Below are 24,328 nucleotides of genomic sequence, written 5' to 3'. Positions count from 1 at the left end.
AACCTGGAGGAGAGACGGATGCCCTTGATTGAAACGGAAGAGGCGGCGCGCCGCCTCGCGCGCGCCATCGCGAGCGATCTCTCGCTCTACAACGAGGAGAAGATCGTGCAGGGCATCCAGCAGGATGACCTCTTCACGGTCTTGTCCGAAGAGATCGAGGAAGGGCGCGCCCTCTACAAGAGCCGCGTCTCGCCGGACCTCTACCAGAAGAACTTCTACGACCGCGCCCTCGTCGACATCCTCATCAAGTCCAAGGGCCACATCAAATCGAAGATCTGGTAGCGAGCGCCCGCAGCTGGTCGAGCGCCTTGCGCATGTCCGCTGGCAGCGCGCTCTCCCAGCGGACGGGCTTTTGCGTGGCGGGGTGGATGAACCCGAGCACGCGCGCGTGGAGGGCTTGCCGGCCCAGCTCCTCCGCGATCGCCCGCACGGCCGGCTTCTTCGGCGGCTTGCCGTAGAGGGGGTCTCCGAGGACGGGGGTCCTGCCGCGCTCGGCGAGGTGCACCCGGATCTGGTGGGTGCGGCCCGTCTCCAGCGAGCACGCGACGACGGTCGCCGCGTCGCCGAGCCTCTCGAGCACGCGGACGTGCGTCACGGCGCGGCGCGGCGCGGCGACGCGTGAACCGGGCGCGCCGGCTCCGGAGCCGGGTGCGCCGGCGCCGCCGCGGATCCACGACGTGAACCGGAGCCTGTCGGTCGGGTGCCGGCCGTGGAGCGTGTCGTAGGTGGCGTCTCGCGCCTCGCCGGCGACGATCGCGGCGTACTCGCGCTCGATCGCGTGCCTGGCGAACCGATCTTTCAGCGCCTCGCGGGTGGGCTCGTCCTTCGCCACGACGAGCAGGCCGCTCGTCCCTCGGTCGAGCCTGTGCACGATCCCCGGGCGGACATGGCCCATGGGATCGCGCGGATCGGCGGGCGCCAGGGCGAACCCGGGCAGGGCGAGCAGCCCGTTGACCAGCGTGCCGGACGCGTGGCCGCGGGCCGGATGCACGACGAGCCCGGCAGGTTTGTCGATGACGAGCAGGTGCTCATCCTCGTACACCACCGGGATGGCCACGTCGGGCTCGGCCGCGGTGGGCGAGGGCGACGGCTCTTCGGGGCGGACCTCGACCAGCGCGCTTGCGCGCACCGCCACCGACGCGCGCGCGGGCTCCCCGTCGACGAGGACCCGACCGGCGGCGATCCACCGCTGCACCGCCGCGCGAGAGGCCGCATGGCCGGCGCGGTCGAGCAGGTGGACGACGAGCTTGTCGAGCCGGTCACGAGGGTCGCCGTCGTCCACCCGGAACCGGAAGTGGAGCGCTCCTGCACCGGCAGCCATCGCGTTCGTCACGGACGTCGTTCACGGCCGAGCGGCGCCAGGGTGAGGGCGTCGCGGCCGCGCGATCAATACTCCGTGTCGCCCTCGTCGTCCTCTTCGGCGGTCCCGAGCTCGGGGTTGAGCGCCACGTGCGACTCGAGGTCCTCGAGCCGCTGCGCTTCGCGCAGCTTGATGAGGCCGCACTGCTCGGCGAGGTACAGGTCGAACGCGGTGTAGCGCGGGAAGACCCGGACGTTCGTGTCCTCGTTGTCGAGGCCGAGGATGACGAGCTCGCCGTCCCGCCTGGCCTCCCCGAGGTAGAGCGCGTTCCATGGCTGACCGGGGAGGTTGGGCAGCCTCACGACCTTGGCCCGGAGTCGCGATTCGGTCCAGCCGAGGTCGGTCTTCGCCTCGGCCAGCTTGCGGACCGAGGTGAGCTTCGGTCGAGGCGCCGACGGGTCCTGGCCGAAGCGATGCCGCCCCTTGAACCGCGGGCCCAGACTATCGAACGTGAAATCGAACTCGAGGAACGCCCGCAGCGTGGGCGGCAGCTCGACCATCAGCCTCGACTCGAGCGCATCGAGAGCGGCCTGGCTAGCTCCCACGGCGGTATGGCTGGAAGGGCGCTTCTTCAGTTGCGCGATCACGCGATGCACAAGCTCAACGCCACGTTCGATCGGTGCCATGTATCCACGGGCCGCGGTTGCGCGGCGTTCTTCAGGACCCAAAGGGCCTCACTGGGGCCGCGTCTTTGGGCCCCGGATGTTGCAGGCTCGTCGCGCGCTCGGTCGGCTCTCTACGTCGGCCGACCGGGTGCGCATCCCTCTATGGTGCCTACCGGTCCGGTCCGCTCGGTGTCAACCTGCGATCGCACTGCGGTTGATCATTCCTCCTCCCCCTGAAGTGATCGCCTGGTTTCCCGTTCCCGTCACCCTCGTCTCGAGGAGCGCGGTCCGCCTCTCCCGTGTGCGCTGAAGGCGCGCCGCGCTCGCCAGATCAGGACGGCGGTTGCGATGAGCACCACCGCGGCGCCGATCCCCAGGATGACCCATTGTGGCGCAGGGTAACGCCCGCGCTGGAGGCCAGGAGGCGGCCGCTCGTACTCGATCTGGAGCTCCGCTCCCACCGGCCCTCGTTACACGCGGATGCTCCGACCCGCAACTGATCCCGTGGCGCGAGCTGGCCGGCTCGGCGTGCAGGCCGGCTCGTGAGCAGCCCTGGCAGCTGCTCGGGCTGGCCGCGCAGAGCGAGGAAGCGCGCTCCAGATCAACGCCTCACCGACCGGCCAGAGCCAACGGATCAAAACTTGCTTTCCTGGAAACTCGGGGTTGTAAAGTGGACCGAAGCGCGGGCACCGTGCGGCCGGTGCGAGAGGGTGAGAGATGAAGCCGGGCTCTTCAGCGTGGGTCGAGGGGGCGCTTCCGCGGCCTTCCCGGATTCGACGGTGCCTCATGGCGCTCGGCGCATGGGCGGTGCTCGGCGTCCTGGCGGGAGCGTGCGGCCGGACGAGCCTCCCCGACCTCTCGAACGCCAGCGCTGGAGGGGGCGGCTTTGGTGGCGCGACGAGCGGCGGCAGCATGTCGACCTCATCGAACGGAGGCGAGGGCGTCGGAGGCTTCGACGCGTGTGGCGGCCCCACGGACTGTGACGATGGCGACGACTGCACGAGCGACGACTGCGCAGACGGGCGCTGCGACCATCGTCCCCGCGACGACGATCGGGACGGCGTCGGCCCGACGTTCTGCGGCGGGAGCGACTGCAACGACCTCAACCCGTCCGTCTTCCCGGGCGCGCCGGAGATCTGCTCGGACGCCGCGGACAACGACTGCAACGGCGTCAGCGACTGCTTCGATCCCGCCTGCGCAGCGGGGGAGATCTGCGGCTGTACCCCGAGCCCTGCCGGCGAGCGCTGTCAGAACGGCGCCGACGACGACTGCGACACGATCGTCGACTGCTTCGACGCCGACTGCTCGGGAACGCCGGTCTGCGGCTGCTCCACCTCGGAGGCCGGGAAGTGCGGCAACGGCGCCGATGACGACTGCGATCTCGCCTTCGACTGCGACGACGCCGACTGCGGCTCCGAGCCGCTCTGCGCCTGCAGCTCCCAGCGCGAGCGCTGCGACAACCGCGAGGATGACGACTGCGATCTCCTGGTCGACTGCGGCGATCCGGACTGCCGCGGCATCTTCCCTTGCGCGTGCCAGCCGCCCGGCTCGCCGGAGCGGTGCGAGGACGGCGCTGACAACGACTGCGACGGGCGCGTCGACTGCGCGGATCCGCAGTGCACCTCCGCGCCGGCCTGCGAGCGCTGCGTGCCGGAGATCTGCGACGACGGCGCCGACAACAACTGCGATGAGCGCGTCGACTGCGCGGACAGCGCCTGCGCCTTCGCGCCGAACTGCGAGCCGACGCCGGAGCGCTGCAACAACGACGTCGACGACGACGGCGACGCCCTGGTCGACTGCCAGGACCCGGACTGCGCGAGCAGCCCCGTGTGCGTGCTCGAGCAGGCCAACTGCCTGTCGCCGAAGCGCATCCCCGGGACTGGCACGTACACGGGGGACACCACCGGGCACGTGAGCGAGACCCGGGGTGAGTGCGGCGGCGACGCCGGCGAGGCGGTCTTCTTCTTCGTGCTCACCGCGCCGTCGCGCGTGCGCGTCGACTCGCGCGGGTCGGCCTTCGACACGGCGCTCTACGTCCGCACGGGCGTCTGCAATTCCGGCCGGGAGATCGGCTGCGACGACGACAGCGGCGGGTCGCGGGCCTCCCTGCTCGATTTCGGCATCCTGTACCCCGGCACCTATTTCGTCTTCCTCGACGGCTTCACGATCGATCCCGCGAGCGGACCGAACGAGGGCCCCTTCGTGCTCAACGTCGAGATCGTCCCGAACCCGCGCGAGATCTGTGACGACGACCTCGACAACGACGGCGATCACTACGTCGACTGCGCTGATCCCGGCTGCGCCACCTTCGGCTCATGCCGGAGCTGCGCGAAGGGCGCCGCGCCTGGCCCCGAGTTCGGGACCGCCGCGTGCACCGACGGGATCGACAACGACTGCGACGGCGCGCTGGACTGCGCGGACGAGGACTGCAGCGCGAGCGACGTCTACGTGACCGAGTGCTGCAACGGCCTTGATGAAAACGGGAACGGGTTCCCTGACGATTTCAACTGCCGATGCGCCTCCGATGCCGATTGCGACGAGGGGCAGAGCTGCTACACGCACACTTCATTCACGTGCGGTTTCCCGTGCGAGAACTTCCGCGGGAGCATCTGTCCCTTCGTGGCGCCGGGCTCGCACTGCAACGATGCGACCCATCAGTGCGAGTTCTGATGGGCGTCGAGGTGACGCCGCCGCCTCTTTCGCTCGCGCGGCGCTCCCCGGCTGGCGCTCGTCCGGGCTAAGGTCAGGTCATGGAGATCCTGATCATCCGCCATGGCCATGCCGTGGATGACGCGCCGGACCTCGGCGACGCAGGTCGCTGGTTGACGGGCAAGGGGCGCAAGCTGACCCGGCGCGTCGCCAAATGGCTCGCGAAGCAGAAGGACCGCTGTCCTGGGGTGATCTGGACGAGCCCCCTCGTGCGCGCGGTGCAGACCGCGGAGATCATCGCCGAGGCCGCCGGGCTGACCGACGAGGTGTCGGTGGTCGCCGAGCTCTCTCCCTCGCGCGACACGGCCGAGATCCTTCGCCGGCTCTCGCAGCACCAGGGGGCTCAGCCGCTGGCGCTGGTGGGGCACGAGCCTTCGTTGTCGGCGCTGGTGACGTCGCTGCTCGGCGACGGCGGCTGGGCCGGCCTGAGCCTGAAGAAGAGCGGCGTCGTCGCGGTGAGCTGGGACGGGCGCGGGCCGGGGACGCTGCGCTTCGCGTTGGATCTGAAGGCCATGAAGGCGGTCACGCCGGTGAAGGAAGCGCAGCAACAGGCGCCTCGCGCCCGGTGATGGGCGTCCGCGCCGCGGCGCCGTTCAGCGCACCGATCTCTCCACGGCGCTCAGCACGTCGACGTCGCGGACGCCGTCCGCCTCGGCGCGGTACGACAGCACGATCCGGTGCCGCAGCGCCGGGATCAGCAGCGCCCTCACGTCGTCCACGTCTGCGGCTGCTTCGCCGCGGAGCGCGGCGCGCGCCTTGGCCGCGATCACCAGCGCCTGGCTCCCGCGCGGCCCCGCGCCGTAGCGCACGTAGTCCCGGACCTCCTGCGCAGCGCGCTCCGCCCCCGGCCGCGTCGCCCTGGCGAGGCGCACCGCGAGGTCCACGGCCTCGTCGGTCACCGGGATCCTCGGGACGAGGCGCCCGATCGCCAGCACCTCTCGCGCCTTGAGCACCGCCGCGATCGCCGGCGGCTTCCCCGAGGTCGTCCGTCGCGCCACCTCGCGCTCCTCGGCCTCGCTCGGGTAGGTGACGTGAATCTCCAGCAAGAAGCGGTCGAGCTGCGCCTCTGGCAGCGGGTAGGTCCCTTCCTGCTCGATCGGGTTTCGCGTCGCGAACACCTGGAACGGGTCGGGGAGGGCGTGCGTGGTGGTCCCGACGGTCACCTTGCGCTCCTGCATCGCCTCGAGCAGGGCGGCCTGCGTCTTCGGCGGCGTCCTGTTCACCTCGTCCGCGAGGACGAGGTTGTGGAAGATGGGGCCGGGCTGGAAGCGCAGGCTCCGCGACCCGTGCTGCTCGTGCAGCACGTCGGTCCCCGTGATGTCGGCGGGCAGCAGGTCAGGCGTGAACTGGACGCGCCCAAAGCTGAGATCGAGCGCCCTCGCGAGCGACGACACGAGCAGCGTCTTGGCGAGCCCCGGGACGCCGACGAGCAGCGCATGCCCGCGCGCGGCGAGCGTGATCAGCATGGCCTCGACGACATCGTCCTGCCCTACCACCGCCGCCGCGATCGCCGAGCGGAGCCGCCTGGCCCCCTCCGCTGTGCGCTCGAGGAGCGCGGCGTCCGAGAGGGCGGTCGATTCCTCCTCGGCGGTCGTCGCGGCGTCATTCTTGTGCTCGGGATCGCTCATACGGGCAGGGCTCGTACCCCGAGGCCGCGATGCCGACAAGGATCCGGCGAAGCCGGCGCTCCCCGCGGCGCTGGTCCTGGCCCGTGGAGGTTTGCTCGGACAGGTGAGCCAGTGTTAGCAATCGATCGCAATGGCGCAGAGCTCTGAGGCCCGGGAGAGGAGAGGGGCGCACGCGGCGGACGTGGAGGCGCAGCGCGAGCTCAAGGTGAGCGAGCCAGCGGACGAGCCGAGCAGCGGCAGCGCTGGCGCGGCGGAGGACGGCGCGGGAGCGGCCGAGACCGGCGGCCAGGTCGGCCCTGGGGAAGGCGGCGCGGAGAGCGGTGAAGCGCCGTCGGCGCCGCTCGAGTCCCTGAGCTTGCACGACGGACCGATCCCGCACGCGCCGCTCCCGCCGGTCGCGGGGCCGTGGCGTTCCTACAAGGAGATCCTCGCGACGCTGGCTCAGCGCGTGCTCGATGCGCAGCGGCCGATCCGCATCCTCCAGGCGCTTCGCTGGGAGGCGGACGTCGAAGAGCAATTTGTCCGCTCGAAGCAGCGCGAGCTGCCGCAGGTCGCCTACTCGGACGATCTGGGGTTCGACCCGGAGGCCAAGCAGCGCGAGCTCGAGGAGATCCTGCGCGACGCCGAGCGGGAGCTCGGCAAGCGCGATCGGCTCGGGCAGATCCTCCGCGCGACGGCGGATGAGTACCGGAAGGTCGTGCGCATGCTCATCGGACGGGGAACGAAGGCGTTCTATGCGCTGTCCCGCGAGCTCTACGGATCCCCGAAGGACAAGCTGCCAGACGGAAAGACGAGCGTGCGGGACATGGGGTTCGTGCTCTACGACCTCCTGACGGCGATCGGCGGTGAGCGCCTCGGCCCGTCGCAGCAGCGGGAGATCACGGCGGAGATGGCGGCGCTCGATCTGAACGCCCGCTTCGACCGCTTCTTCGGCGGCGCGTCGATCCGCGTGCAGGTGGACGACTCGCTCCTCGCGGACGCCGCCGCCGGCAGCGACTACGTGAAGATCCGGAGCGGCGCGATGTTCGCCAAGAGCGATGTCGACATCCTCGAGGCGCACGAGGGGTGGGTGCACGTGGCGACCAGCTTGAACGGGCAAGCTCAGCCGGTGGCGCGCTGGCTCGCGAAGGGGCCTCCGCGCACCACGGCGGTTCAGGAAGGGCTCGCCGTTCTGGTGGAGATCCTCACCTTCAGGAGCACTCCGCGTCGCGCGAAGAAGCTGAACGACCGCATCCTCGCGGTGGACAAGGCGGAGGACGGGGCGTCGTTCCTCGACGTGTTCGAGTGGTACCGCACCGAAGGTTACGAAGAAGACGAGTGCTTCCAGAATGCCAGGCGCGTCTTCCGCGGCGGCGTGCTCGCGGGAGGGGCGCCGTTCACGAAGGACGCCTGCTACTGCAAGGGGATCGTTCTCAACTACGCCTTCATGCGCGCGGCCATTCAGCACGATCGGGCGATGCTGATTCCCTTCTTGTTCGTGGGGAAGGTCGCGCACGAGGACGTCCCTGTCCTCCATGCGCACGTGACCGACGGGATCATCCGCCCGCCCCCGTATCTCCCGCCGATCTTCGACGACATGAACGGGCTGGCGATCTGGATATGCTATTCTTCCTTCTTCTCCCGCCTGGGAGGGACGGCCCTCGCCGAGCACTACGGCAGGATGCTGGAGCGCTGAGCGCGGCCGACCCCGGGGCCTCGGTTGCGCCGGCCTCCCTTCGGTGCGTGCGGCGGTCGCCTACGGAGCTGGCGCGGCGCAAGCCTTGGGGTTCGGGCCCGCCGCGTGCGCCTCGGCGATCGCGCGCGTGACCGCGAGCCAGATCCTGCGCCGGGTAGCGTCCGGCACCTCGGGGATGAGCCTGGCGGTGCTCATGAGCGACTCTTCGTCCGCCCCGCGGGAGCGCTCGGCGACCTGGAGGCTCAACGGATCGTGGAGTGCGCGCCGGTCCTCGGCGTTCATGCGCTTCACCGCCACGCGGAAGTCCTCGCGGGCCAGCCGGAGGCGGTTGCGCACCGTGTTCTCCTTCACGTCCAGGTCGCGCGCGATGTCGGCGGTCGTCACATCGAGCAGATCGTGCATGATCAAGACCACGCGTCGCTCGGTGTCGATCCCGCCGAGCAGCCTGCCGACGAGCTGGCCGCTTTGCTCGCGTGCGAGCAGCTGTTCCGAGGTCAAGCCGGGGTCGGCGAGCTCGAACGGCCAGCTCGCCCCGGCGCCGACCGCGATCTCTCGGCGGCGGTGGGCGCGCTCGCGATAGTGGCCGACCTGTCGCCAGGCGATGCCGAACAGCCAGCGCCTGAGGGGCTCGCCGAGCGGGCTCGCCGTTTGTGGCGCCCCGCGTTCCAGGCTTGGGGCGTGGCCGCAGGGGGGATGTCTGGTGCGCGCCTCGTCTGAGCAGCGCCTCGGATCGAAGCGATCCAGCGCGTGATACGCAGCGATCATGACGTCTTGCAGGACGTCGTCGACGTCGCGCTCTGCCACCCCGAGCCAGCGGAGCGCTTGTCGGAGGAATGACAGCCCGACAGTGTACACGGTCTCGAAGCTGGGCCGCTCCAGAGGGGGCCCATGCTCAACAAGCTGTTGCATGCCTGAACTTACGTGCAGCAGCCCCCTCTGATTTGAAAATCGTCCAACCCTCCGACGTTACCATTAATAAGTAATTTTTATTACATTCGAGGCGGCCTCAATCTGGTCCGGCTGCCGACGGAGAAGAACGGCGAGGCAGCGCATTGCTCGACGTGCGGCGTGCGCTCAGTTTGCGCTCAGTTTGCGCTCATTTGCCTTGGAACACCGGCTTCCGCTTCTCCATGTACGCGGCGAGCCCCTCGCGGGCGTCCTCCGACGTGAACAGCTCGGCCTGGAGCTCTCGTTCGAGGGCGAGCCCCTGTTCGAGCCCTACCTCGAAGCCCGTCTGAACGGCGCGCTTGATGCGCCCGACCGCCAGCGCCGCGCGGTCCGGCAGCGTGAACGTGTGGCTGTACGCGAGGATCCGGTCCATGAACTCGTCATGGGAGGCCGTCTCCCAGACGTCATTGATCAGGCCAACCGCGAGCGCTGTCTCGAAATCGAACGTCTGCCCCTCGCACATCAGCTGGATCGCCCGCGATTTGCCGATGAGCCTGGCCAGGCGCTGGGTGCCTCCGGTGCCTGGCAGGACGCCCAGCGTGACCTCGGGGAGGCCGACCTTGCCGGCACCTTTGCGGGCGATGCGGAGGTCACAGGCCATCGCGATCTCGAGACCACCGCCTACCGTGTGGCCATTCAGCGCGGCGATGCAGAGCTTCGGCGTGTGCTCGAGGCGGCTCAACGTCTCGTTCGCGTGGAGACAGAAGTAGTATTTGAACGTCGGGTCCGACTCGCGGAGCATGTTGATGTTCGCTCCTGCGCAGAAGAACTTTTCGCCGTGCCCAGTGATGACGATGACATGGACATCGTTGTCGAAGCGGGCCTCGAGGATGGCCGCGTCGAGGTCCTTCATCATCTCGTGGGTGTAGCCGTTGACGGGCGGATCATTGAGCGTAAGCAGCGCGACGCCTGCAGAGGTGGCGTAGTCGACGAGGGCCATGGGCGCTCTTTACCAAACCGTCAGAAAAAGCGCTGCCCCCTGGTGGAAAGGCGCGGAATTGTGCTACCCCGCAGGGACGTGCTCATGAACGCGCAGGACGTGCGGCAGAAGTTAAAAGAACTCATGGTCGAGGAGCTGAACCTCGAGGGGAAGACGCCGGCCGACATCGACGACGCCGCGCCGCTGTTCGGCGCGGGGCTGGGCCTCGATTCGCTGGACGCGCTCCAGCTCGCCATGAGCGTGGAGGAGCGCTTCGGCGTCCGCATCCCGGAGGGCGACGAAGCGAGGCCGATCTTCGCATCGGTGGACGCGCTCGTGGCCCACATCGTCAAGTCGACCGCGGCGGCGTGAACGCGCCGCAGAGAGCCGTTCGGGCGTGCGCATCTGGGTGACGGGCATCGGGGTCGTCTCGCCCCTGGCGCGCGGGGCGAGCGAGACGATGGACCGGCTCATCGCAGGAGAACGGGCCTTCGCGCCGCTCTCCTTGTTCGAGATCCCCGGGACGCGCGGGCGCATCGCCGCGGAGATCCGCGACCTCTCCCCCGAGGAGGTCGCGCCGCCCGGCGAGGCGGAAGGGTGGTCTCGAACCGACGCGATGGCCGTGCTCTCGGCCCGCGAGGCGCTCGGACACGCGGGCATCGACCCGAGGGCCGTTCCAGTCGACCTGGTGGTCGGCGGGACGACCGCCGGGATGTTCGAGACGGAGGACTTGCTCGCCTGGCTGTCGCACGACCCCAGCGCGATCGCCCCCCTGAAGCGGATGCTCTCGCATCCCCTCTCATCGACGGCCGACCACGTCCGCGCCGCCGTCGGTCCGTTCCGTCGGGTGAGGAGCGTCTGCAGCGCCTGCTCGAGCGGCGCGAACGCCGTGTTGCTGGGCGCGGCCTGGCTCCGCGCCGGCCTCTCCACCCGCGTGCTCGCGGGGGGCGCCGACGGTCTGTGCCGGCTGACGTACACCGGCTTCGGCGCGCTCGCAGCCGTCGATCCGGAGCCGTGCCGCCCGTTCGATCGGCGGCGTGCCGGTCTGAACCTCGGCGAAGCGGCGGCGTTCCTGCTCCTCGAGTCCGAGGACGCCGCGCGCGCGCGCGGGGCGGAGCCGATCGTCGAGCTCCGCGGATGGGCGACCGGCGCCGAGGCGCATCACATCACCAACCCCGAGCGCGAGGGGCGCACCGCCGCGCGCGTCATGCGCGACGCTCTCCGATGCGCGGCGCTCACGCCCTCGGATCTTGATTACGTCAACGCGCACGGCACCGCGACGCCGCTGAACGACGTCATGGAGAGCGCCGCCCTGCGCGCCTGCCTCGGCCCCGAGGTGAACCGCATCGCCGTCTCCTCATCGAAGGGGCAGATCGGGCACACGCTCGGCGCAGCGGGCGCGGTCGAGGCAGCGATCACCGCCCTCGCCATCGCGCGCGGCGTGATGCCCCCGACCGGCGGCCTCGAAGAGGTCGATCCGGAGTGCCAGCTCGTGCACCTGAAGGAGGCGCGCGAGGCGCCGATCCGGTCGGCGATGTCGAACTCCTTCGGCTTCGGCGGCACGGACAGCGTGCTCGTGCTCGCGCAGCCAGACCGTTTTCCTCCGCCGCTCGACGCCGGCAGCGCGCCCCGGCGGCGCTCGGTCGTCGTGACGGCGGCCGCGACGATCGGCCCGCTCGGCGTCCTCGCGTCCCGCGGCGGCGCCGCATATCTGGAGCCTGGCCCTCCGCCAGCGGAAGGAGCCATCCCCTTCAACACGGCCGCGCACCTCGATCTCGCGCGGGCGAGGCGGCTCGACCGAGCTGGCCGGCTGACGACGGCCGCAATCCTCACGGCCCTCTCGGAGGCCGGGCTCGGTGGCGCGGTCCAGGCCGAGGCCGGCGCGGGCGATCCGGCGGCCGACGTCGCGCCGAGCCGCACCCTGCCTGGCGCCATCGTCGGCGCGTCCTTTGGCAGCGTCGACGCCTCGACCGCCTACATGCGGCGCATTTACGACAAGGGCGCGAAGTACGCGAGCCCCGCCGATTTTCCGAACCTGGTCCCCTCGTCGCCGGTTGGGCATGCCTCCATCTACCTGGGCCTCCGTGGCCCGGTGTTCGCGATGGCCGATCTCGGAGCGACCGCGGAAGCGGCCATGGTCACGGCCATCGAGCTCATCACGGCCGGGGAGGGGGAGGCGCTCGCCGCGGGCAGCGTCGAGGAGACGAGCCCGATGATCGAGCGGTGCCTCGGTCCGATCTGCTCGCAGGTCGTCAGCAGCGGGGTCCGCAGCGAGGGCGCTGCCGTGCTGCTCTTCGAGAGCGCCGCGCGTGTGCGTGAGCGAGGGGCGCGCCCGGTGGCGATGGTGTCCTGGTGGAACTCCTGGCGGGGTGACGGCGTGGGGATGCTCGCGGGAGCGCCAGCGCCGGCGCGCCTCGGCGCTTCGGGAGAGGGCGCCCTGCGAGCGCAGGCCACCGTCCCGTCGCCAGCCGCCGTGTTCGTCGGACGGGAGGAGGAGCGCCTCGTCGCCTGCCTGCATGGCTCACCGTGGGCCGAGGTGCGGCGCTCCACGCTCGCGTCGCGCTCAGGCGATCACGAGGGCGCCGGCGGGTTCGCTGCTGCTGCGGCGGTCGCGGCGCTCGCCTGCCGCGACCTCGCGAGCGTGCTCGTCGTGGGCGGCGCACCCGACCGGGGATACGCCATCCTGCTGGTCGCTCCCGGCGACGCGTGACGACATCGCTGCCTGCTCCCCGCCGTCGTGCGCGGCACCTCGTCAGCGCCGGGCGCCTCCTGCTCTTGCTCGCGAGCCTCCCTGCCTGCGCCGCGAGCGCCCCGCGGCGCGGCGGCGCGCTCGACGCCGAGCTAGCGCGCCTCCTGCCTGGCCCATCGGCGGGCACGTCCGCCGCGCGGCTCGACCCCTCCGCGTGGCGAGAGGGGCGCGAGCGCCTCGCAGGTCTCCGCCGCGAGGTCGAGGGGGCTGGCCCGCGCACGCTCCGCGTCCGCCTGGCATTGCGGGAGCCGCGCACAGGCCACGTGCTCGAGGCGCGCGGCGCGATCGCGGTCGCCCCGCCGGCGATCGAAGGGCGAGCACGCGCGGCGGGGAGCGACATTCTCGAGCCCGAGGGCGCGCTGCGGATGATCCTCCTCGGCCCGGGCGGCACCACCGCGCTCGACCTGTGGGCGCGCGGCGATCGCTTCCGTTTCGCCGTTCCCGCGCTCGATCTGCTGAGGCGCGGCGACGCCTCGACGCCACGGACTGCACTCCGCGGTCTGCCGGTAGATTTCCTGCGCTGGTGGATGCTCCACCCGGCAGCGGGGACGCTGCTCTGGTACTCGCGCGCCGAGAGCACGGATTCCTTCGTCCTGCGCGACGGCGACGCCGTGATCGATCTGCGGGTCAACGACCGAGGCGTGATCGGCGCGCGCCGCACCACGTGGTCGACGGCGGAGGGCACCCGCCGGCGCCGGCTCGACGAGGAGGTCGTGATCGCCGAGGGCATGGGCTGCGGCAACGTCCGTTACGCGCAGGCCTCGACCGGGCTGCTCATCACGGTGATCTGCGAGGCCGAGGAGCGGGATCGCGCGCCGGATCCGCGCGCGTTCGTCGATCCCGACGCGCTCCGGCCGGGGGGCGGCTCATGAGCGACGCCTGCGTCATCGCCTCGGGCGCTGTCTCGGCGCTCGGCCTCGGCCCTCTCGCCTACCGCGTCCCTCGGGCTGGTGAGCCTGCGCCTGTCGCGATCGCGCGCGACGCGGAGCTGGCTCGCGCCGGCCTGCTGCGGCCCTTCGCCGCGCGCGCGCCGGCGGAGCTCGGCGTCGCTCCAGGCGCCGATCGCGCCACGGACCTGCTGAAGGCGGCGCTCTCACAGACGCTCGCGGCGCTGGAGGGCGTGCGTCCGGGCTTTCGTGGCGAGCGCATCGGCATCGCCCTCGGCACCTCCAGCGGCGGCATGCTCACCGCGGAGCGGTTCTTCGCCGCCCGCGCCGAGGGCGCCGACGCCGGATCGCTCGCCGCGCTGGCCTCGCGTGCGACGTATTTCGCGCCGTTCAACGACGCGCTCGCAGCGTTCGGGCTCGAGCGGACCCCGCTGCGCACGCACCTGCTCGCGGCGTGCGCGGCGAGCACCCTGGCGATCGGCCTCGGTCTCCGCTGGCTCGATCGCGACGCTTGCGATCTCGTGCTCGCCGGTGGCTACGACGCCCTCAGCATCTTCGTCGCCGCCGGCTTCGAGGCGCTCCGCGCGACCACGGCGTCCAGGTCGCGCCCGTTTCGGGTCGGCCGTGACGGCATGGCGCTCGGCGAGGGCGCCGCCGTCGTCGCCCTCGTCCGCGAGGACCGTCTCCGCGGCGCCCCGGTGATCGTCCGCGTCGCCGGCTTCGGCGCCTCCACGGACGCGGTGCACATCACGGCCCCGGATCGAACCGGCTCGGGGCTCGCGCGCGCCGGCGCCGCGGCGCTCGCCGACGCCGGGTGGCCTGCCTCGCGCGTCGGTCTGATCAGCGCCCACGCCACGGCGACGCCTTACAACGACGCGATGGAGTCGCGCGCGATCGCCGCGTTGCTCTCGCCGCGCGGCGCCGTGGAGGGCTCGGACGCGCTGCCGGGCGCGGATGCGCCTCCGCCGGTGGTCCACCCGTTCAAGGCTCAGATAGGGCACACGCTCGGGGCCGCGGGCGTGCTCGAGGCGCTCGCCGCAGCAGCCGCCCTCCAGGCGTCCATCGCTCCACCGGCGGCCTCCGAAGGCGAGCTCGACCCCGACGCCCCGGCTCACCTGCTCGAGCGCGCCGAGCCCCGCCCGCTCTCTTCGGCGCTCAAGCTCTCGGCAGCGTTCGGCGGCGCCAACGCCGCCCTCTTGCTCACGTCCTCCGCCAGCGGGCGCCGCCCGCGGCGCCCGCGCGCCGTGGTTCTCCGCGCGCACGCGCACGTGACGGGCTCCGATCTCGGGCGCCTCGCCGAGGCGACCGGCATCGCGCGCGACCGCCTCGCGCGCCTCGACGCGCTCTGCCGGCTCGGGCTGACCGCGGTGGCAGCCCTCGCCGCCATCGTCGGCGCCGATCGCTTGCGGGGGGCCGGCATCGTCGCGGGCCACGCGCTCGCCACGATCGACACCAACGAGGTGTACGACGCCCGCCGGCGCGCCCGCGGAGCCCGCTTCGTCGAGCCTCGCCTCTTCCCTGCGACGTCGCCGAACGCGATCGCGGGCGAGTGCGCCATCGCGTACCAGCTCACCGGGCCGAGCTTCGCGGTCGGCGCCGGGCTCGGCGGCGCGCTGGAGGCGCTCCGCGCCGCGGCCGATCTCGTCGCGTCCTCCGACGCCGACCGCATGGTCGTCCTCGCGGCCGACGACGCGGGGCCGGTCGCGCGCGAGCTGCTCGGCCTCACCGGCGCCCAGCACCGCGCGCTCGCCAGCGGCGCCGTCGCGCTGCTCCTGCAGGCGGATCCCGGCGACGAGGAGCGCCTGCGCAAGGTCGATCCGGACCTCCCTGTCGACCACGAGGGGCCGGTTGGCCATCTCGCCCTCCTCCGCTGGCTCAAGGAGCACGCGTAGCGGCGCGCCCGTCCCCGTCATCCTTGGTGGTCGTGATCGCTTCGCTTGCCGATCCGCGCCTCGATCTGGCAAGGTTCCCAGCTGGAATCAGCTGCTTCCCCCGAGCGTTGTCCTGCCCGCGTATGTTCTGCCGCCAAACAAAAGCTGTCGCTTCGCTCCTCGTCGTTGCTTCGGCCGTCCTCGCCGGGTGCGCGACCCACTACATCCCGAACACAGACGTGGAGGACAACGACGACAACCGCAAGATCATCTCGTTCTGCGAGAAGTATCGCAACGCGGTGGAGAGCAAGAACGTGGGCGAGCTGCTCAAGCTCGCGTCGCCCAAGTACTACGAGGACGGCGGCAACATCGATGCGGCGGACGACCTCGATTACGCTGGCCTGCGCTCGTACCTCACCGGCAAGTTCCAGGACGCTCGCGCCATCCGCTACGAGATCCGCTACCGGCGCGTCCTGAAGGGTGATGACGTCATCTACGTCGACTACACCTTCAGCGCGAGCTATCGCATCCCGGGGGGCAAGGGCGAAGAGTGGCGTCGCAAGGTCGACGACAACCGGCTGGAGCTGGTGGAGTACCAGGACGGGTACCGCATCGTCGCGGGGATGTAGCGCTCGGTCGCTGCGCGACGGCGCGGTCGACGTACGCCAGGGCGCCCGCCGGTAGCTCCGCCCGCCACAGCGGTTTCCGCCCCCCTCTGCACCAAGCAGAGCGGCGGTCTCCCGCACAGGAGACGGGCCCAGATCGGCGTTTTCGGCGCGCAAGCGCACTCCGGTGCGCTGAGCACCGAAAACGTCGAGGTGGGCCCGTATCCGAAGCGGGTGACCGCCGCTCTAGTTCAGCGCGCTCTTCGAGGAGGGGGCATCGAACACGCCCTTCTCCTTCGCGGCGGCGAGTATGCGGAGCGCAGTGCGGTAGCCGCGCAGGACGAGCGGCTTGGCGGCGAACCGGTTCATGTAGCTGTACCGGCCGATCGCGGGCGCCACGTCCAGGAAGGTGACGTTCGGGTAGAGCTTGGAGAGGAGCTCGACGCCGCGGCGCTCCTTCTCGGCCAGAAGGATGCTGAGCGACTGCCGGACGACGCTGGGTGCGCCGCTCCTCGCGATCGAGCGCTGCGACTCGTCGCGCTCCTCGGGACGGTAGATGTTGGAGATGATCACGATGTTCGCGCCGGCATTCACGGCCACGTCGGCGGAGAGCGTCCGGATCACCTCGCCGCTCAAGTGATAGCGGCCGTTGATGCGGTAGGGCCGGAACAGGCCGGGCACGCAGCAGCTGGCGGCCACCGCCTGGCTGATCGGCGTGGCCTCGTCGTAGCCAGGGCCGAACACGACGCGCTTGGCGCTGTCCACGTCCACCGCCGTCACGTAGACGGCGTGCGGCAGCTGCCGGAAGTCGTTGATCGGCAGCGTCCGGCGCACGTAGCGCTCGAGCCTGTCGATCGAGAACACCCCCGAGCAGAGGTATCCCGGGTCGAGCAGATCGCGCAGGGCGGGAGCGCCGAAGAAGCTCGACACGTGGAGGCGAGGCCCGCGGTGACGTCGTCTCCAGGGGAGGCGGTAGGCGTCGAGAAGCACATCGAGCGGGATGTCTTGCCCGTACGTCGCGCTGACCAGCGCGCCCGCTCCCGCGCCCACGTAGATCTCTGGATGGATGCCCAGCTCCTCGCAAGCCTTCAGCACGCCGAGGTGCGCAAGGCCTCGCGCCGCTCCCCCGGAGCCCACGAACGCGATCTTGAGGCGGCTCATCGAGCCCCGATCTTGTCGGAGATATGGCACAAGCGCAAAGCCTACTGTAGCTGGAAGTCCTCGAGCAGCCGATAGATCCTGAATCGCGGGCCGTCGCGGCGCAGCCAGACGACGATCTCGTCGCCGAGCAGGCGATCCGTGGCGACCCGCGCGGTCGCGATCGGCACGCGGATCACGACGTCCTGGTCATCGAGCGTCTCGGGCTGGATCGCGGGGTGTTGCGGCGTCGCGAGCACGTCCTCGGCCCGGAAGATCTGGAGCTCCGACTCCCGATAGACCGGCTCTCCGGCGAGCTTTCCGTACTCGAGTCGCCGGAACCGCTGCTCCCACCAGAGCCCGGCGCTCGGCGGCTGCCCCGATCCGCCCGAGCCGGTGTGGATCGCGAGGGCATCGCGCGTCAGCAACTCGCTCAAGGCTTCGCTGTCCTCGGCGACCACCCGCCGGAAGAACTCGTCCACGACGTCCAGCGCGGCGCCGATGCCGAGAGGTGTCCGGAGGGTCACGACGCTGTCCACGACGTCTGCTTGGTTCGTCGGTGGCGGCGGGGTGCTCGCCGGATCGAGCGCCACGCCGTCGGGGCGGCGGCGCTCGTCAGAGAGCTCGGCGGCGGTGGGAAAGGAGGCCGGTTCTCCGCGGCCGCACCCCAGGAGCGACCAGCCCGCGATCACGGCGACGAGCAGCGATGGACACGCTCGCGACGGCCGAGAGGCGTCCGGAGCGCCGGCCGGCGGTGCATGGGCCCTGGCCTCCTGCGGGCCCTCCGGGCGTTCAGATCGGCTCGATCGCGGGAGCATCGGCGCGGGTGAACGTCACGATCGCACGCTCGCCAACGTGGGTCCACCCCGCGGGGGCCTGGTCGTCATCGAAGTCCGACGCGACGAGCGTCAACCGGCTCGCGGCATAGTCGGGCATGCGCATTCGGCCCAACCCGCCGTCGCTGAGGAGCCGCTCCATGTCCTCGCTGCCCTGGTAGATGCGGTACGCCATCGACGTGCCGCCGTGGGCGGCGAGCAGGTACTCGGGGTTCGTGACCACGATGTTCATCGCGCTCGGCCCCGCCCCTTCCTCCGCGCAGAGCCGGTCCACGAGCGCGATGGAGGACCGGAGGGCCGTCCGCGCGCTCGCCGCGTCCACGTTGGGTCGATCGAGCTGGCCGCTGTCGTGGAGGAAGGACAGGAACAGGTGGAAGAGGAGCTCGCTGTCCGTCTCGCCGCGAACGTCGCGCTGGAGAAACTGCGGCAGCGAGTCGCTCAGCTGGTTCCGCAGGCGGGCGAACCCTTCGACCGTGCCCGTGTGGGCGAACAGCCACTGCCGATAACGGAAGGGGTGCGTGTTCTCGGTGCGCAGGCTGCCGACGGTCGCAGCCCGGACATGCGCCACGAGGATGTCGGCGCGCACGTCCTTGGTCATGTCGGCCAGGCTGATCTCCGGTCGATCATCGATCGGCCGGCGCTTGAGGAGAATCTCTCCTCCCTGGTAGAAGCCGACCCCCCAGCCAGGGATCACGCCCTCCCTTCGGCGAACCGTGAGGGCACGTTCTTCGAGCTCGATCGCACGCGCGCCGAGATCCGGACGGTTACCGATAAAGCCGACGAGACGAGCCATAGCTTTGTCCTCGCGAGTTGGGTCGGGGAGGCGGGGGCAGGGTCCGGCTCGCCGGTAGAGCGCTCCCTCATCTGCAAGCAGGGGTGGCTCCGTCGGTCGGCCGAGTGAGCGTGGGTCGCGGGTTGCGCCCTATGCTTTCTTGATACGACAGAGTCGCCCTGCAAGCGGAGCAAAAACGGATCCCCAGCGGCGAGGCGGGGCGCGGGCACGGCCTGACCACACTGCCCGCCGTTGTCGCGCGTCGCGTGGGCTTGCCGATCGCGTTACCTCTTACTCACGCTCCTCGCACAGCGTCGCGATTCCGACGCGTGGGTGCGCGCGAGGAGCGGCTAGCCTCGTCTGCTCCCACGCTTCCGCGCTCCCACGCGTCGGCCCGCCGCGTCGGCGCCGTGGCGCATCGCGCCGTGAACGATGCGATGCCAAGCGGCGCCCAGAATTTCCGGCAGGAGCTCTGACGCGCGGCACTAAGGCGAGAGCCGATTCAGCATGCGCGGGAACGGGATCGTCTCGCGCACGTGCGGCAGACCGCAGATCCAGGCGACGCTCCGCTCGACGCCGAGCCCGAAGCCCGCATGCGGGAAGGTGCCATACCGGCGCAGATCCAGGTACCAGCCGAACGCCTCGGGGGGCAGCCGATGCGCCTCGATTGCCCGCTCGAGGATGGCGAGATCATCCTCGCGCTGCCCGCCCCCGATCACCTCTCCATAACCTTCCGGCGCCAGGACATCGACGCAGAGCGCGAGCCGGTCGTCCGTCGGATCGCGCTTCATGTAGAACGCTTTCACCTGAGCCGGATAGCGGTGAATCATGACGGGGCGATCGTACCGGCCGGAGATGATCGTCTCGTCCTCGCCGCCGAAATCCTCTCCCCAAGGAAAATCCGGAATTTCGGCCTCTCCGGCCATTTTGCGTTTCTCCGCGCGCGCCTCGTTCAGGATGGCGACGGCCTCGTCGTAGCGGATGCGCGGGAACGGTTTCTTGACGGCCTCGAGCTTCCCGACGTCGCGCTCGAGCACCGCGAGCTCGGGGCGGCGCCGCTCGAGGACCCGCTCGACGATGAAGCAGAGGAAGTCTTCCGCGAGGTCCATGTCGCCCGCGAGGTCCATGAACGCCACCTCGGGCTCGACCATCCAGAACTCGGCCAGGTGGCGTCGGGTCTTCGATTTTTCCGCGCGGAACGTGGGCCCGAAGCAGTACGCCTTCCCGAACGCGGCCGCTGCCGCCTCCATGTAAAGCTGCCCCGACTGGGTGAGGTACGCCTTCTCGCCGTGGTAGTCGGTCTGGAACAGCGTGCTCGTCCCCTCGCACGCGTTCGGCGTGAAGACCGGCGCATCGACGAGCGTGAACCCGCGCCCGTCGAAGAAGTCGCGGATGGCCTGGATGATGGTGTGACGAACGCGCAAGATCGCGTGCTGCCGCTTCGATCGCAGCCAGAGGTGGCGGTGATCCATGAGGAAGTCGGTCCCGTGCTCCTTCGGGGAGATCGGGTACTCGCCGGCGGTGGGGCCGAGCACGCGGAAGCCGGACGCGGCGATCTCGTAGACCCCGGCGCGCTTCGGGTGCGCCTTCACCTCACCGACGACATCGATCACGCTCTCCTGGGTGACCTTGTCGGCGGCCGCGAAGACCTCGTCGCCGACGTCGCTCTTCGCCATCACGCACTGGACGGTGCCGAAGCCGTCGCGCAGCTCGAGGAAGTGGAGCTTGCCGCTCGATCGCTTGTTGTAGAGCCATCCGCGGAGCACGACAGTGCTGCCGACGTGCGCGCTGAGGTCGCTGGTAGCAATGACGGGCTGATCCTGCATGGGCGCCCGAAATAGCACGGTTTAGTTGCGGCTGACGCCGGCTCCGGCCAAAAATGGCGCCATCTTGGTCCTCCAACGGCATCGCGCGCTCTCGCTCTGCTTGCCCGCGTTCATCCTGCTGCTCGCTGCAGGTGGCACGCCGCTCGCCGCTGGCGGCTGCTCGGCGCTCTATCCCGAGCTCTCGACCCGCCTGCACGAGCCTCCTTCAGACCAGGAGCTGCATCCTCCGCCGCCCGAGAACGTCCGATGGCTACGGGTCGTCCGGGCGAGAATCCCGGAGCGCACTCGGGACGGCCGCGCCTGGGATTCCGGCGCCGGTGACCTCCCGGACCCCTATGTCCGCGTCTTCGTCAACGGCGCGGAGATCTTTCGGACGGCGGAGCAAGCGAACACGCTGGAGCCGACCTGGCCCGAAGGACCCAGCGGAAACTTCCAGATCCTGCCCGAGGACCGGCTCCGGGTGGAGGTCTGGGAATCGGATCCGCTCACCGACAAGCCGATCGGGGTGCGCGACATCGGCCGTCCGAGCGATACACACCGAGCCGCAGGCGAGATCGAGATCGAGCTCGACGCGGGCGGCTCGCTCACGCTCGCGTTCCAGCCGGCGCACGCCAAGCTCGGCCTCGGCCTCTGGTACCAGCTGCATTCCGGCTCGGCATTCATCTCGCGGACGATGGAGGGCGGACCTGCAGAGCGCGCCGGGCTCCGCAAGGACGACGAGGTGCTGGAGATCGCCGGGCAGCCGCTGCGGCGCATGTCCGTCGCGGCGATCCGGGGCGCGCTCGACGCCGTGCCGCGCGCCGGGCTCGTGCTCCTGGTCAAGCACGCCACGGGCACGACCGAGCGGATCAGGGTCCACGAGGGGCCCATCTATCCGCTGTTCGATCGCTTCGCCGCCGCCGAGTAGGGGAGCCAGCGCGCCGTGAAGATCCCGCCCTTCGGGCTCACCACCCGGGAGATCCGCGAAGAGCTCGCCCCCTTGCGGAACGACTTCTCCATCGCCGTCTGCCGCGCGAAGAACCCGTTCAACATCGGCGCCATCATCCGCGTCGCGCACTCGTTCCTGGTGCGGGAGATCTTCCTGATCGGGACCGAGCCCTACTACGAGCGCGCTTCGATGGGCATGCAGAAGTACGAGACCATCGTCGAGTGCCCCGACGAGGCGAGCTTCCTCGAAGCGGCGCGCGGCCGCCCGCTCATCGGCGTGGAGCGCGATCACGCGCGGCGCACCCTTTGGGAGGCGCCGTTCCCCCGCGGGCTCGTGTTCCTCTTCGGCAGCGAGGATGACGGGCTGCCGCAGGCGCTGCTCGACGCGTGCGAGGACGTGATCGCGATCCCCATGTACGGGATCAACCACTCGTACCCCGTGGCGATCGCGGCGGGCATGACCCTGTGCGAGTGGGCTCGGCGGCGCGACCCGCGCGGCGGCGTGAGCCGCGCAGGAGGGTGAGCGGCGCCGAGGCGGGCCCCCGTCCGTGGACGGAAGCGCGCTACTCGGGGTAGCGCTCGAAGACGAGGAGCTCGCCCAGGAGGTCGTGATCGAGCGTTCCAGCAGGGCGCATCCCGAGCTTCTCGATCACCCGGAGCGACGCGCGGTGCCAGGCCGGCGTGGTCGCGATGACGCGCCTCACGCCCGGCTGCTGCAGCGTCCAGTGCAGGACGGCGCGCGACCCCTCCGTCGCGTAGCCTTGGCCCTGGGACTTGCCCTCGACGCCGTAGCCGATCTCCACCGTGCCGGTCGCGTCGGGCCGGCCGTTCAGCACCACGCTGCCGACGACGACGCGCTCCTCCTGCCCGCGCGTCACCATCAGCCGCGTGCCCCACAGGAACGCCTCTGGATCGTCGCGCAGCCGGTCGAGCGGCGAGCTGAAGGCGCGCTCGACGAGCGCGCGCCCGGGCCAGGCGCCAGGGAAGCGCGCGCCGGACAGGGCCTCGGCCTCGGCGCGATCTCCGCGGATGACCGCCTCGAGCAGGGACAGCGAGACCGGGGTGAGCGCCAGGCGCTCGGTAGTCAGGGTGCTCATCGCGAACCTGCGCCGGATCAGATCATGCGCCGCGGCTCGCCGGAAGTCGAAATGGCGAAGGGCCGACTTCCTGAGGAGGAAGCCGGCCCTCGCCCGCCGGGCTTAGCGGTCAGCGCGGCGCGTCGCGATCAGAAGTCGTGGCCGTGGCCCGCGTGGCCGCCACCAGCCGCCGCCTTCTCCTCCTTCGGCCGCTCAGCGATGAGCGCCTCGGTGGTGAGCATCAGGCTGGCGACGCTGGCCGCGTTCTGGAGCGCCGACCGGACGACCTTGACCGGATCGATGACGCCCATCTCGAGCAGGTTGCCGTAGTCGCCCGACGCGGCGTTGTAGCCGTACGAGTCCTTGCCGTCGCGCACCTTCTGCACGACGATCGAGCCCTCTTCCCCGGCGTTGGCCGAGATCTGGCGGAGGGGCTCCTCGATGGCGCGGCGGATGATGTTCACGCCGAACCGCTGCTCGTCGTTGACCTTGAGCTTCTCGAGCGAGCTCTGCGCGCGGATGAGCGCCACGCCGCCGCCCGGGACGATGCCCTCCTCGACGGCCGCGCGGGTCGCGTGGAGCGCGTCCTCGACGCGGGCCTTCTTCTCCTTCATCTCGGTCTCGGTCGCAGCGCCGACCTTGACGACCGCGACGCCGCCCACGAGCTTCGCGAGCCGCTCCTGGAGCTTCTCGCGGTCGTAGTCGCTCGTCGTGTTCTCGATCTGAGCGCGGATCTCCTGCTGCCGGGCCTTGATCTTGTCCTTCTTGCCCTGGCCGCCGACGATCGTGGTGTTGTCCTTGTCGATGATGACGGTCTTGGCGCGGCCGAGGTCGCTGATCGTGACGTTCTCGAGCTTGAGGCCGAGCTCCTCCGCGATCACCTGGCCGTCCGTCAGGGTGGCGATGTCCTTCAGCATCTCCTTGCGGCGATCACCGAAGCCCGGCGCCTTGACGGCCGCGCAGTGCAGCGTGCCGCGGAGCTTGTTCACGACGAGGGTCGCGAGCGCCTCGCCCTCGACGTCCTCGGCGATGATGAGGAGCTGCTTCTGGCTCTTGGCGATCGCCTCGAGCACCGGGAGCAGGTCCTTCATGTTGGAGATCTTCTTCTCCGAGATGAGGATGTAGCAGTCCTCGAGGTTCGCCTTCATGGCCTCGGGATCGGTCACGAAGTACGGCGAGAGGTAGCCGCGGTCGAACTGCATGCCCTCGACCACGTCGAGGGTCGTGTCGGCGCTCTTGGCCTCCTCGACCGTGATCACGCCCTCCTTGCCGACCTTCTCCATGGCGTCGGCGAGGAGCTTGCCGATCGTCTCGTCGCCGTTCGCGCTGATCGTGCCGACCTGCGCGATCTCCTTCGCGTCCTTCGTCTGCTTGGCCGAGCTGTGGAGGTGCGCCACGATCGCCTCGACCGCCTTGTCGATGCCGCGCTTGATCTCCATCGGGTTGTGCCCGGCCGCGACGAGCTTGGAGCCCTCGCGGTAGATCGCCTGGGCGAGCACCGTCGCGGTGGTCGTCCCGTCGCCGGCGATGTCGCTCGTCTTCGAGGCGACCTCGCGGACCATCTGGGCGCCCATGTTCTCGAAGCGGTTCTCGAGCTCGATCTCCTTGGCGACCGTCACGCCGTCCTTGGTGACCGTCGGCGAGCCGAAGCTCTTCTCGATGACGACGTTGCGCCCCTTCGGGCCGAGGGTGACCTTGACCGCGTCGGCGAGGGCGTTGACCCCCGCGAGGATCATGCTGCGGGCGGACTCGTTGTAGATGATTTCCTTGGCTGCCATGGTGTCTCTCCTAAGTTCCT

At 70.5% G+C, this 24,328-nt stretch carries 22 protein-coding genes; 11 read left to right on the top strand and 11 right to left on the bottom strand.

The genetic code is table 11. The features are described from left to right. Positions 1 to 18 precede the first annotated feature (18 nt). Positions 19 to 282: a hypothetical protein gene (locus tag WMF39_RS32275; protein ID WP_012238561.1), complete on the top strand. Its 264-nt coding sequence runs from the start codon at positions 19 to 21 to the stop codon at positions 280 to 282. Here the strand turns inward: WMF39_RS32275 and WMF39_RS32270 are convergent. Together WMF39_RS32270 and WMF39_RS32265 are read right to left on the bottom strand one after the other, a co-directional pair. Then, on the bottom strand, positions 263 to 1,333 hold the full coding sequence (locus tag WMF39_RS32270; RefSeq protein WP_437740316.1) for an RluA family pseudouridine synthase: 1,071 nt from the start codon (positions 1,331 to 1,333) through the stop codon (positions 263 to 265). The genes WMF39_RS32275 and WMF39_RS32270 overlap by 20 nt on opposite strands. Positions 1,334 to 1,386: 53 nt before the next feature. Next, positions 1,387 to 1,905, bottom strand: a complete 519-nt coding sequence (locus WMF39_RS32265) for an SMI1/KNR4 family protein (RefSeq protein ID WP_437740315.1) — start codon at positions 1,903 to 1,905, stop codon at positions 1,387 to 1,389. Positions 1,906 to 2,751: 846 nt separating this feature from the next. On the opposite strand from WMF39_RS32265, the gene WMF39_RS32260 reads away from it, so the two are divergent. Then, complete coding sequence (locus tag WMF39_RS32260) at positions 2,752 to 4,635, top strand: MopE-related protein (RefSeq protein WP_437740314.1); 1,884 nt, start codon at positions 2,752 to 2,754, stop codon at positions 4,633 to 4,635. An 80-nt stretch (positions 4,636 to 4,715) separates the two neighbouring features. Beyond that, positions 4,716 to 5,243: a phosphohistidine phosphatase SixA gene (gene sixA / locus WMF39_RS32255; RefSeq protein WP_437293838.1), complete on the top strand. Its 528-nt coding sequence runs from the start codon at positions 4,716 to 4,718 to the stop codon at positions 5,241 to 5,243. A gap of 24 nt (positions 5,244 to 5,267) precedes the next feature. Here sixA and WMF39_RS32250 read toward each other — a convergent pair whose 3' ends face one another. After that, on the bottom strand, positions 5,268 to 6,302 hold the full coding sequence (locus WMF39_RS32250) for an AAA family ATPase (protein WP_437740313.1): 1,035 nt from the start codon (positions 6,300 to 6,302) through the stop codon (positions 5,268 to 5,270). 130 nt (positions 6,303 to 6,432) lie between these two features. Between WMF39_RS32250 and WMF39_RS32245 the strand changes: the two genes are divergently transcribed. Continuing rightward, a complete protein-coding gene (locus WMF39_RS32245; RefSeq protein ID WP_437740312.1) occupies positions 6,433 to 7,977 on the top strand; it encodes a flavohemoglobin expression-modulating QEGLA motif protein in 1,545 nt (514 codons plus the stop codon). A gap of 60 nt (positions 7,978 to 8,037) precedes the next feature. On the opposite strand, the gene WMF39_RS32240 is transcribed toward WMF39_RS32245, so the two are convergent. Further along, positions 8,038 to 8,886, bottom strand: a complete 849-nt coding sequence (locus tag WMF39_RS32240) for an RNA polymerase sigma factor (RefSeq protein ID WP_437740311.1) — start codon at positions 8,884 to 8,886, stop codon at positions 8,038 to 8,040. A 187-nt stretch (positions 8,887 to 9,073) separates the two neighbouring features. Then, positions 9,074 to 9,865 carry an enoyl-CoA hydratase/isomerase family protein gene (locus WMF39_RS32235; protein WP_437709110.1) on the bottom strand — a complete coding sequence of 264 codons (792 nt, stop codon included), beginning with the start codon at positions 9,863 to 9,865 and terminating at the stop codon, positions 9,074 to 9,076. Between the two features lie 84 nt (positions 9,866 to 9,949). Between WMF39_RS32235 and WMF39_RS32230 the strand changes: the two genes are divergently transcribed. The 5 genes from WMF39_RS32230 to WMF39_RS32210 all read left to right on the top strand — a co-directional run bounded on the left by WMF39_RS32230 (position 9,950) and on the right by WMF39_RS32210 (position 15,980). Continuing rightward, positions 9,950 to 10,216 carry a phosphopantetheine-binding protein gene (locus WMF39_RS32230; RefSeq protein ID WP_044969499.1) on the top strand — a complete coding sequence of 89 codons (267 nt, stop codon included), beginning with the start codon at positions 9,950 to 9,952 and terminating at the stop codon, positions 10,214 to 10,216. 25 nt (positions 10,217 to 10,241) lie between these two features. Next, on the top strand, positions 10,242 to 12,554 hold the full coding sequence (locus WMF39_RS32225) for a beta-ketoacyl synthase N-terminal-like domain-containing protein (RefSeq protein WP_437740310.1): 2,313 nt from the start codon (positions 10,242 to 10,244) through the stop codon (positions 12,552 to 12,554). Next, positions 12,551 to 13,465: a hypothetical protein gene (locus WMF39_RS32220; protein WP_437740309.1), complete on the top strand. Its 915-nt coding sequence runs from the start codon at positions 12,551 to 12,553 to the stop codon at positions 13,463 to 13,465. Before WMF39_RS32225 ends, WMF39_RS32220 begins: the two co-directional genes overlap by 4 nt. Continuing rightward, entirely contained in the window at positions 13,462 to 15,372 is a 1,911-nt protein-coding gene (locus tag WMF39_RS32215) for a beta-ketoacyl synthase N-terminal-like domain-containing protein (RefSeq protein ID WP_437740308.1), read from the top strand. The genes WMF39_RS32220 and WMF39_RS32215 overlap by 4 nt, the downstream gene beginning before the upstream one ends. A 218-nt stretch (positions 15,373 to 15,590) precedes the next feature. After that, positions 15,591 to 15,980 (top strand): hypothetical protein, encoded by a 390-nt coding sequence (locus WMF39_RS32210; protein ID WP_437740307.1) that lies wholly within the window; start codon positions 15,591 to 15,593, stop codon positions 15,978 to 15,980. Positions 15,981 to 16,202: 222 nt separating this feature from the next. On the opposite strand, the gene WMF39_RS32205 is transcribed toward WMF39_RS32210, so the two are convergent. The 4 genes from WMF39_RS32205 to asnS all read right to left on the bottom strand — a co-directional run bounded on the left by WMF39_RS32205 (position 16,203) and on the right by asnS (position 20,527). Continuing rightward, positions 16,203 to 17,117: a patatin-like phospholipase family protein gene (locus WMF39_RS32205; RefSeq protein ID WP_437740306.1), complete on the bottom strand. Its 915-nt coding sequence runs from the start codon at positions 17,115 to 17,117 to the stop codon at positions 16,203 to 16,205. Positions 17,118 to 17,158: 41 nt separating this feature from the next. Beyond that, on the bottom strand, positions 17,159 to 17,785 hold the full coding sequence (locus tag WMF39_RS32200; protein WP_437740305.1) for a hypothetical protein: 627 nt from the start codon (positions 17,783 to 17,785) through the stop codon (positions 17,159 to 17,161). Positions 17,786 to 17,885: 100 nt separating this feature from the next. Then, positions 17,886 to 18,623, bottom strand: a complete 738-nt coding sequence (locus tag WMF39_RS32195) for a class II glutamine amidotransferase (protein ID WP_437542954.1) — start codon at positions 18,621 to 18,623, stop codon at positions 17,886 to 17,888. A gap of 563 nt (positions 18,624 to 19,186) precedes the next feature. Then, positions 19,187 to 20,527 (bottom strand): asparagine--tRNA ligase, encoded by a 1,341-nt coding sequence (gene asnS, locus WMF39_RS32190; RefSeq protein WP_437740304.1) that lies wholly within the window; start codon positions 20,525 to 20,527, stop codon positions 19,187 to 19,189. Between the two features lie 64 nt (positions 20,528 to 20,591). Here asnS and WMF39_RS32185 point away from each other — a divergent pair, with 64 nt between their 5' ends. Continuing rightward, entirely contained in the window at positions 20,592 to 21,434 is an 843-nt protein-coding gene (locus tag WMF39_RS32185) for a PDZ domain-containing protein (RefSeq protein ID WP_437740303.1), read from the top strand. A gap of 15 nt (positions 21,435 to 21,449) precedes the next feature. Beyond that, positions 21,450 to 21,977: a TrmH family RNA methyltransferase gene (locus WMF39_RS32180; RefSeq protein ID WP_437542947.1), complete on the top strand. Its 528-nt coding sequence runs from the start codon at positions 21,450 to 21,452 to the stop codon at positions 21,975 to 21,977. Between the two features lie 40 nt (positions 21,978 to 22,017). Here WMF39_RS32180 and WMF39_RS32175 read toward each other — a convergent pair whose 3' ends face one another. Continuing rightward, positions 22,018 to 22,551 (bottom strand): GNAT family N-acetyltransferase, encoded by a 534-nt coding sequence (locus WMF39_RS32175; protein ID WP_437740302.1) that lies wholly within the window; start codon positions 22,549 to 22,551, stop codon positions 22,018 to 22,020. A 128-nt stretch (positions 22,552 to 22,679) separates the two neighbouring features. Then, positions 22,680 to 24,308 carry a chaperonin GroEL gene (gene groL / locus WMF39_RS32170; protein ID WP_437740301.1) on the bottom strand — a complete coding sequence of 543 codons (1,629 nt, stop codon included), beginning with the start codon at positions 24,306 to 24,308 and terminating at the stop codon, positions 22,680 to 22,682. Positions 24,309 to 24,328 lie beyond the last annotated feature (20 nt).

The organism is Sorangium sp. So ce1504, assembly GCF_051521635.1.
GTDB classification, from domain to species: domain Bacteria; phylum Myxococcota_A; class Polyangia; order Polyangiales; family Polyangiaceae; genus Sorangium; species Sorangium cellulosum_B.
Note: the sequence above shows the minus strand (reverse complement) of the source record. Positions and strands in the feature narration are given on the sequence as shown.

Bases quoted from the DNA above. Each gene is read 5' to 3' on its own strand.
- WMF39_RS32275 (WP_012238561.1), top strand. From the start codon at position 19: ATGCCCTTGATTGAAACGGAAGAGGCGGCGCGCCGCCTCGCGCGCGCC.
- WMF39_RS32260 (WP_437740314.1), top strand. From the start codon at position 2,752: ATGGCGCTCGGCGCATGGGCGGTGCTCGGCGTCCTGGCGGGAGCGTGC.
- sixA (WP_437293838.1), top strand. From the start codon at position 4,716: ATGGAGATCCTGATCATCCGCCATGGCCATGCCGTGGATGACGCGCCG.
- WMF39_RS32250 (WP_437740313.1), bottom strand. From the start codon at position 6,302: ATGAGCGATCCCGAGCACAAGAATGACGCCGCGACGACCGCCGAGGAG.
- WMF39_RS32245 (WP_437740312.1), top strand. From the start codon at position 6,433: ATGGCGCAGAGCTCTGAGGCCCGGGAGAGGAGAGGGGCGCACGCGGCG.
- WMF39_RS32240 (WP_437740311.1), bottom strand. From the start codon at position 8,886: ATGCAACAGCTTGTTGAGCATGGGCCCCCTCTGGAGCGGCCCAGCTTC.
- WMF39_RS32235 (WP_437709110.1), bottom strand. From the start codon at position 9,865: ATGGCCCTCGTCGACTACGCCACCTCTGCAGGCGTCGCGCTGCTTACG.
- WMF39_RS32230 (WP_044969499.1), top strand. From the start codon at position 9,950: ATGAACGCGCAGGACGTGCGGCAGAAGTTAAAAGAACTCATGGTCGAG.
- WMF39_RS32215 (WP_437740308.1), top strand. From the start codon at position 13,462: ATGAGCGACGCCTGCGTCATCGCCTCGGGCGCTGTCTCGGCGCTCGGC.
- WMF39_RS32205 (WP_437740306.1), bottom strand. From the start codon at position 17,117: ATGAGCCGCCTCAAGATCGCGTTCGTGGGCTCCGGGGGAGCGGCGCGA.
- asnS (WP_437740304.1), bottom strand. From the start codon at position 20,527: ATGCAGGATCAGCCCGTCATTGCTACCAGCGACCTCAGCGCGCACGTC.
- WMF39_RS32175 (WP_437740302.1), bottom strand. From the start codon at position 22,551: ATGAGCACCCTGACTACCGAGCGCCTGGCGCTCACCCCGGTCTCGCTG.
- groL (WP_437740301.1), bottom strand. From the start codon at position 24,308: ATGGCAGCCAAGGAAATCATCTACAACGAGTCCGCCCGCAGCATGATC.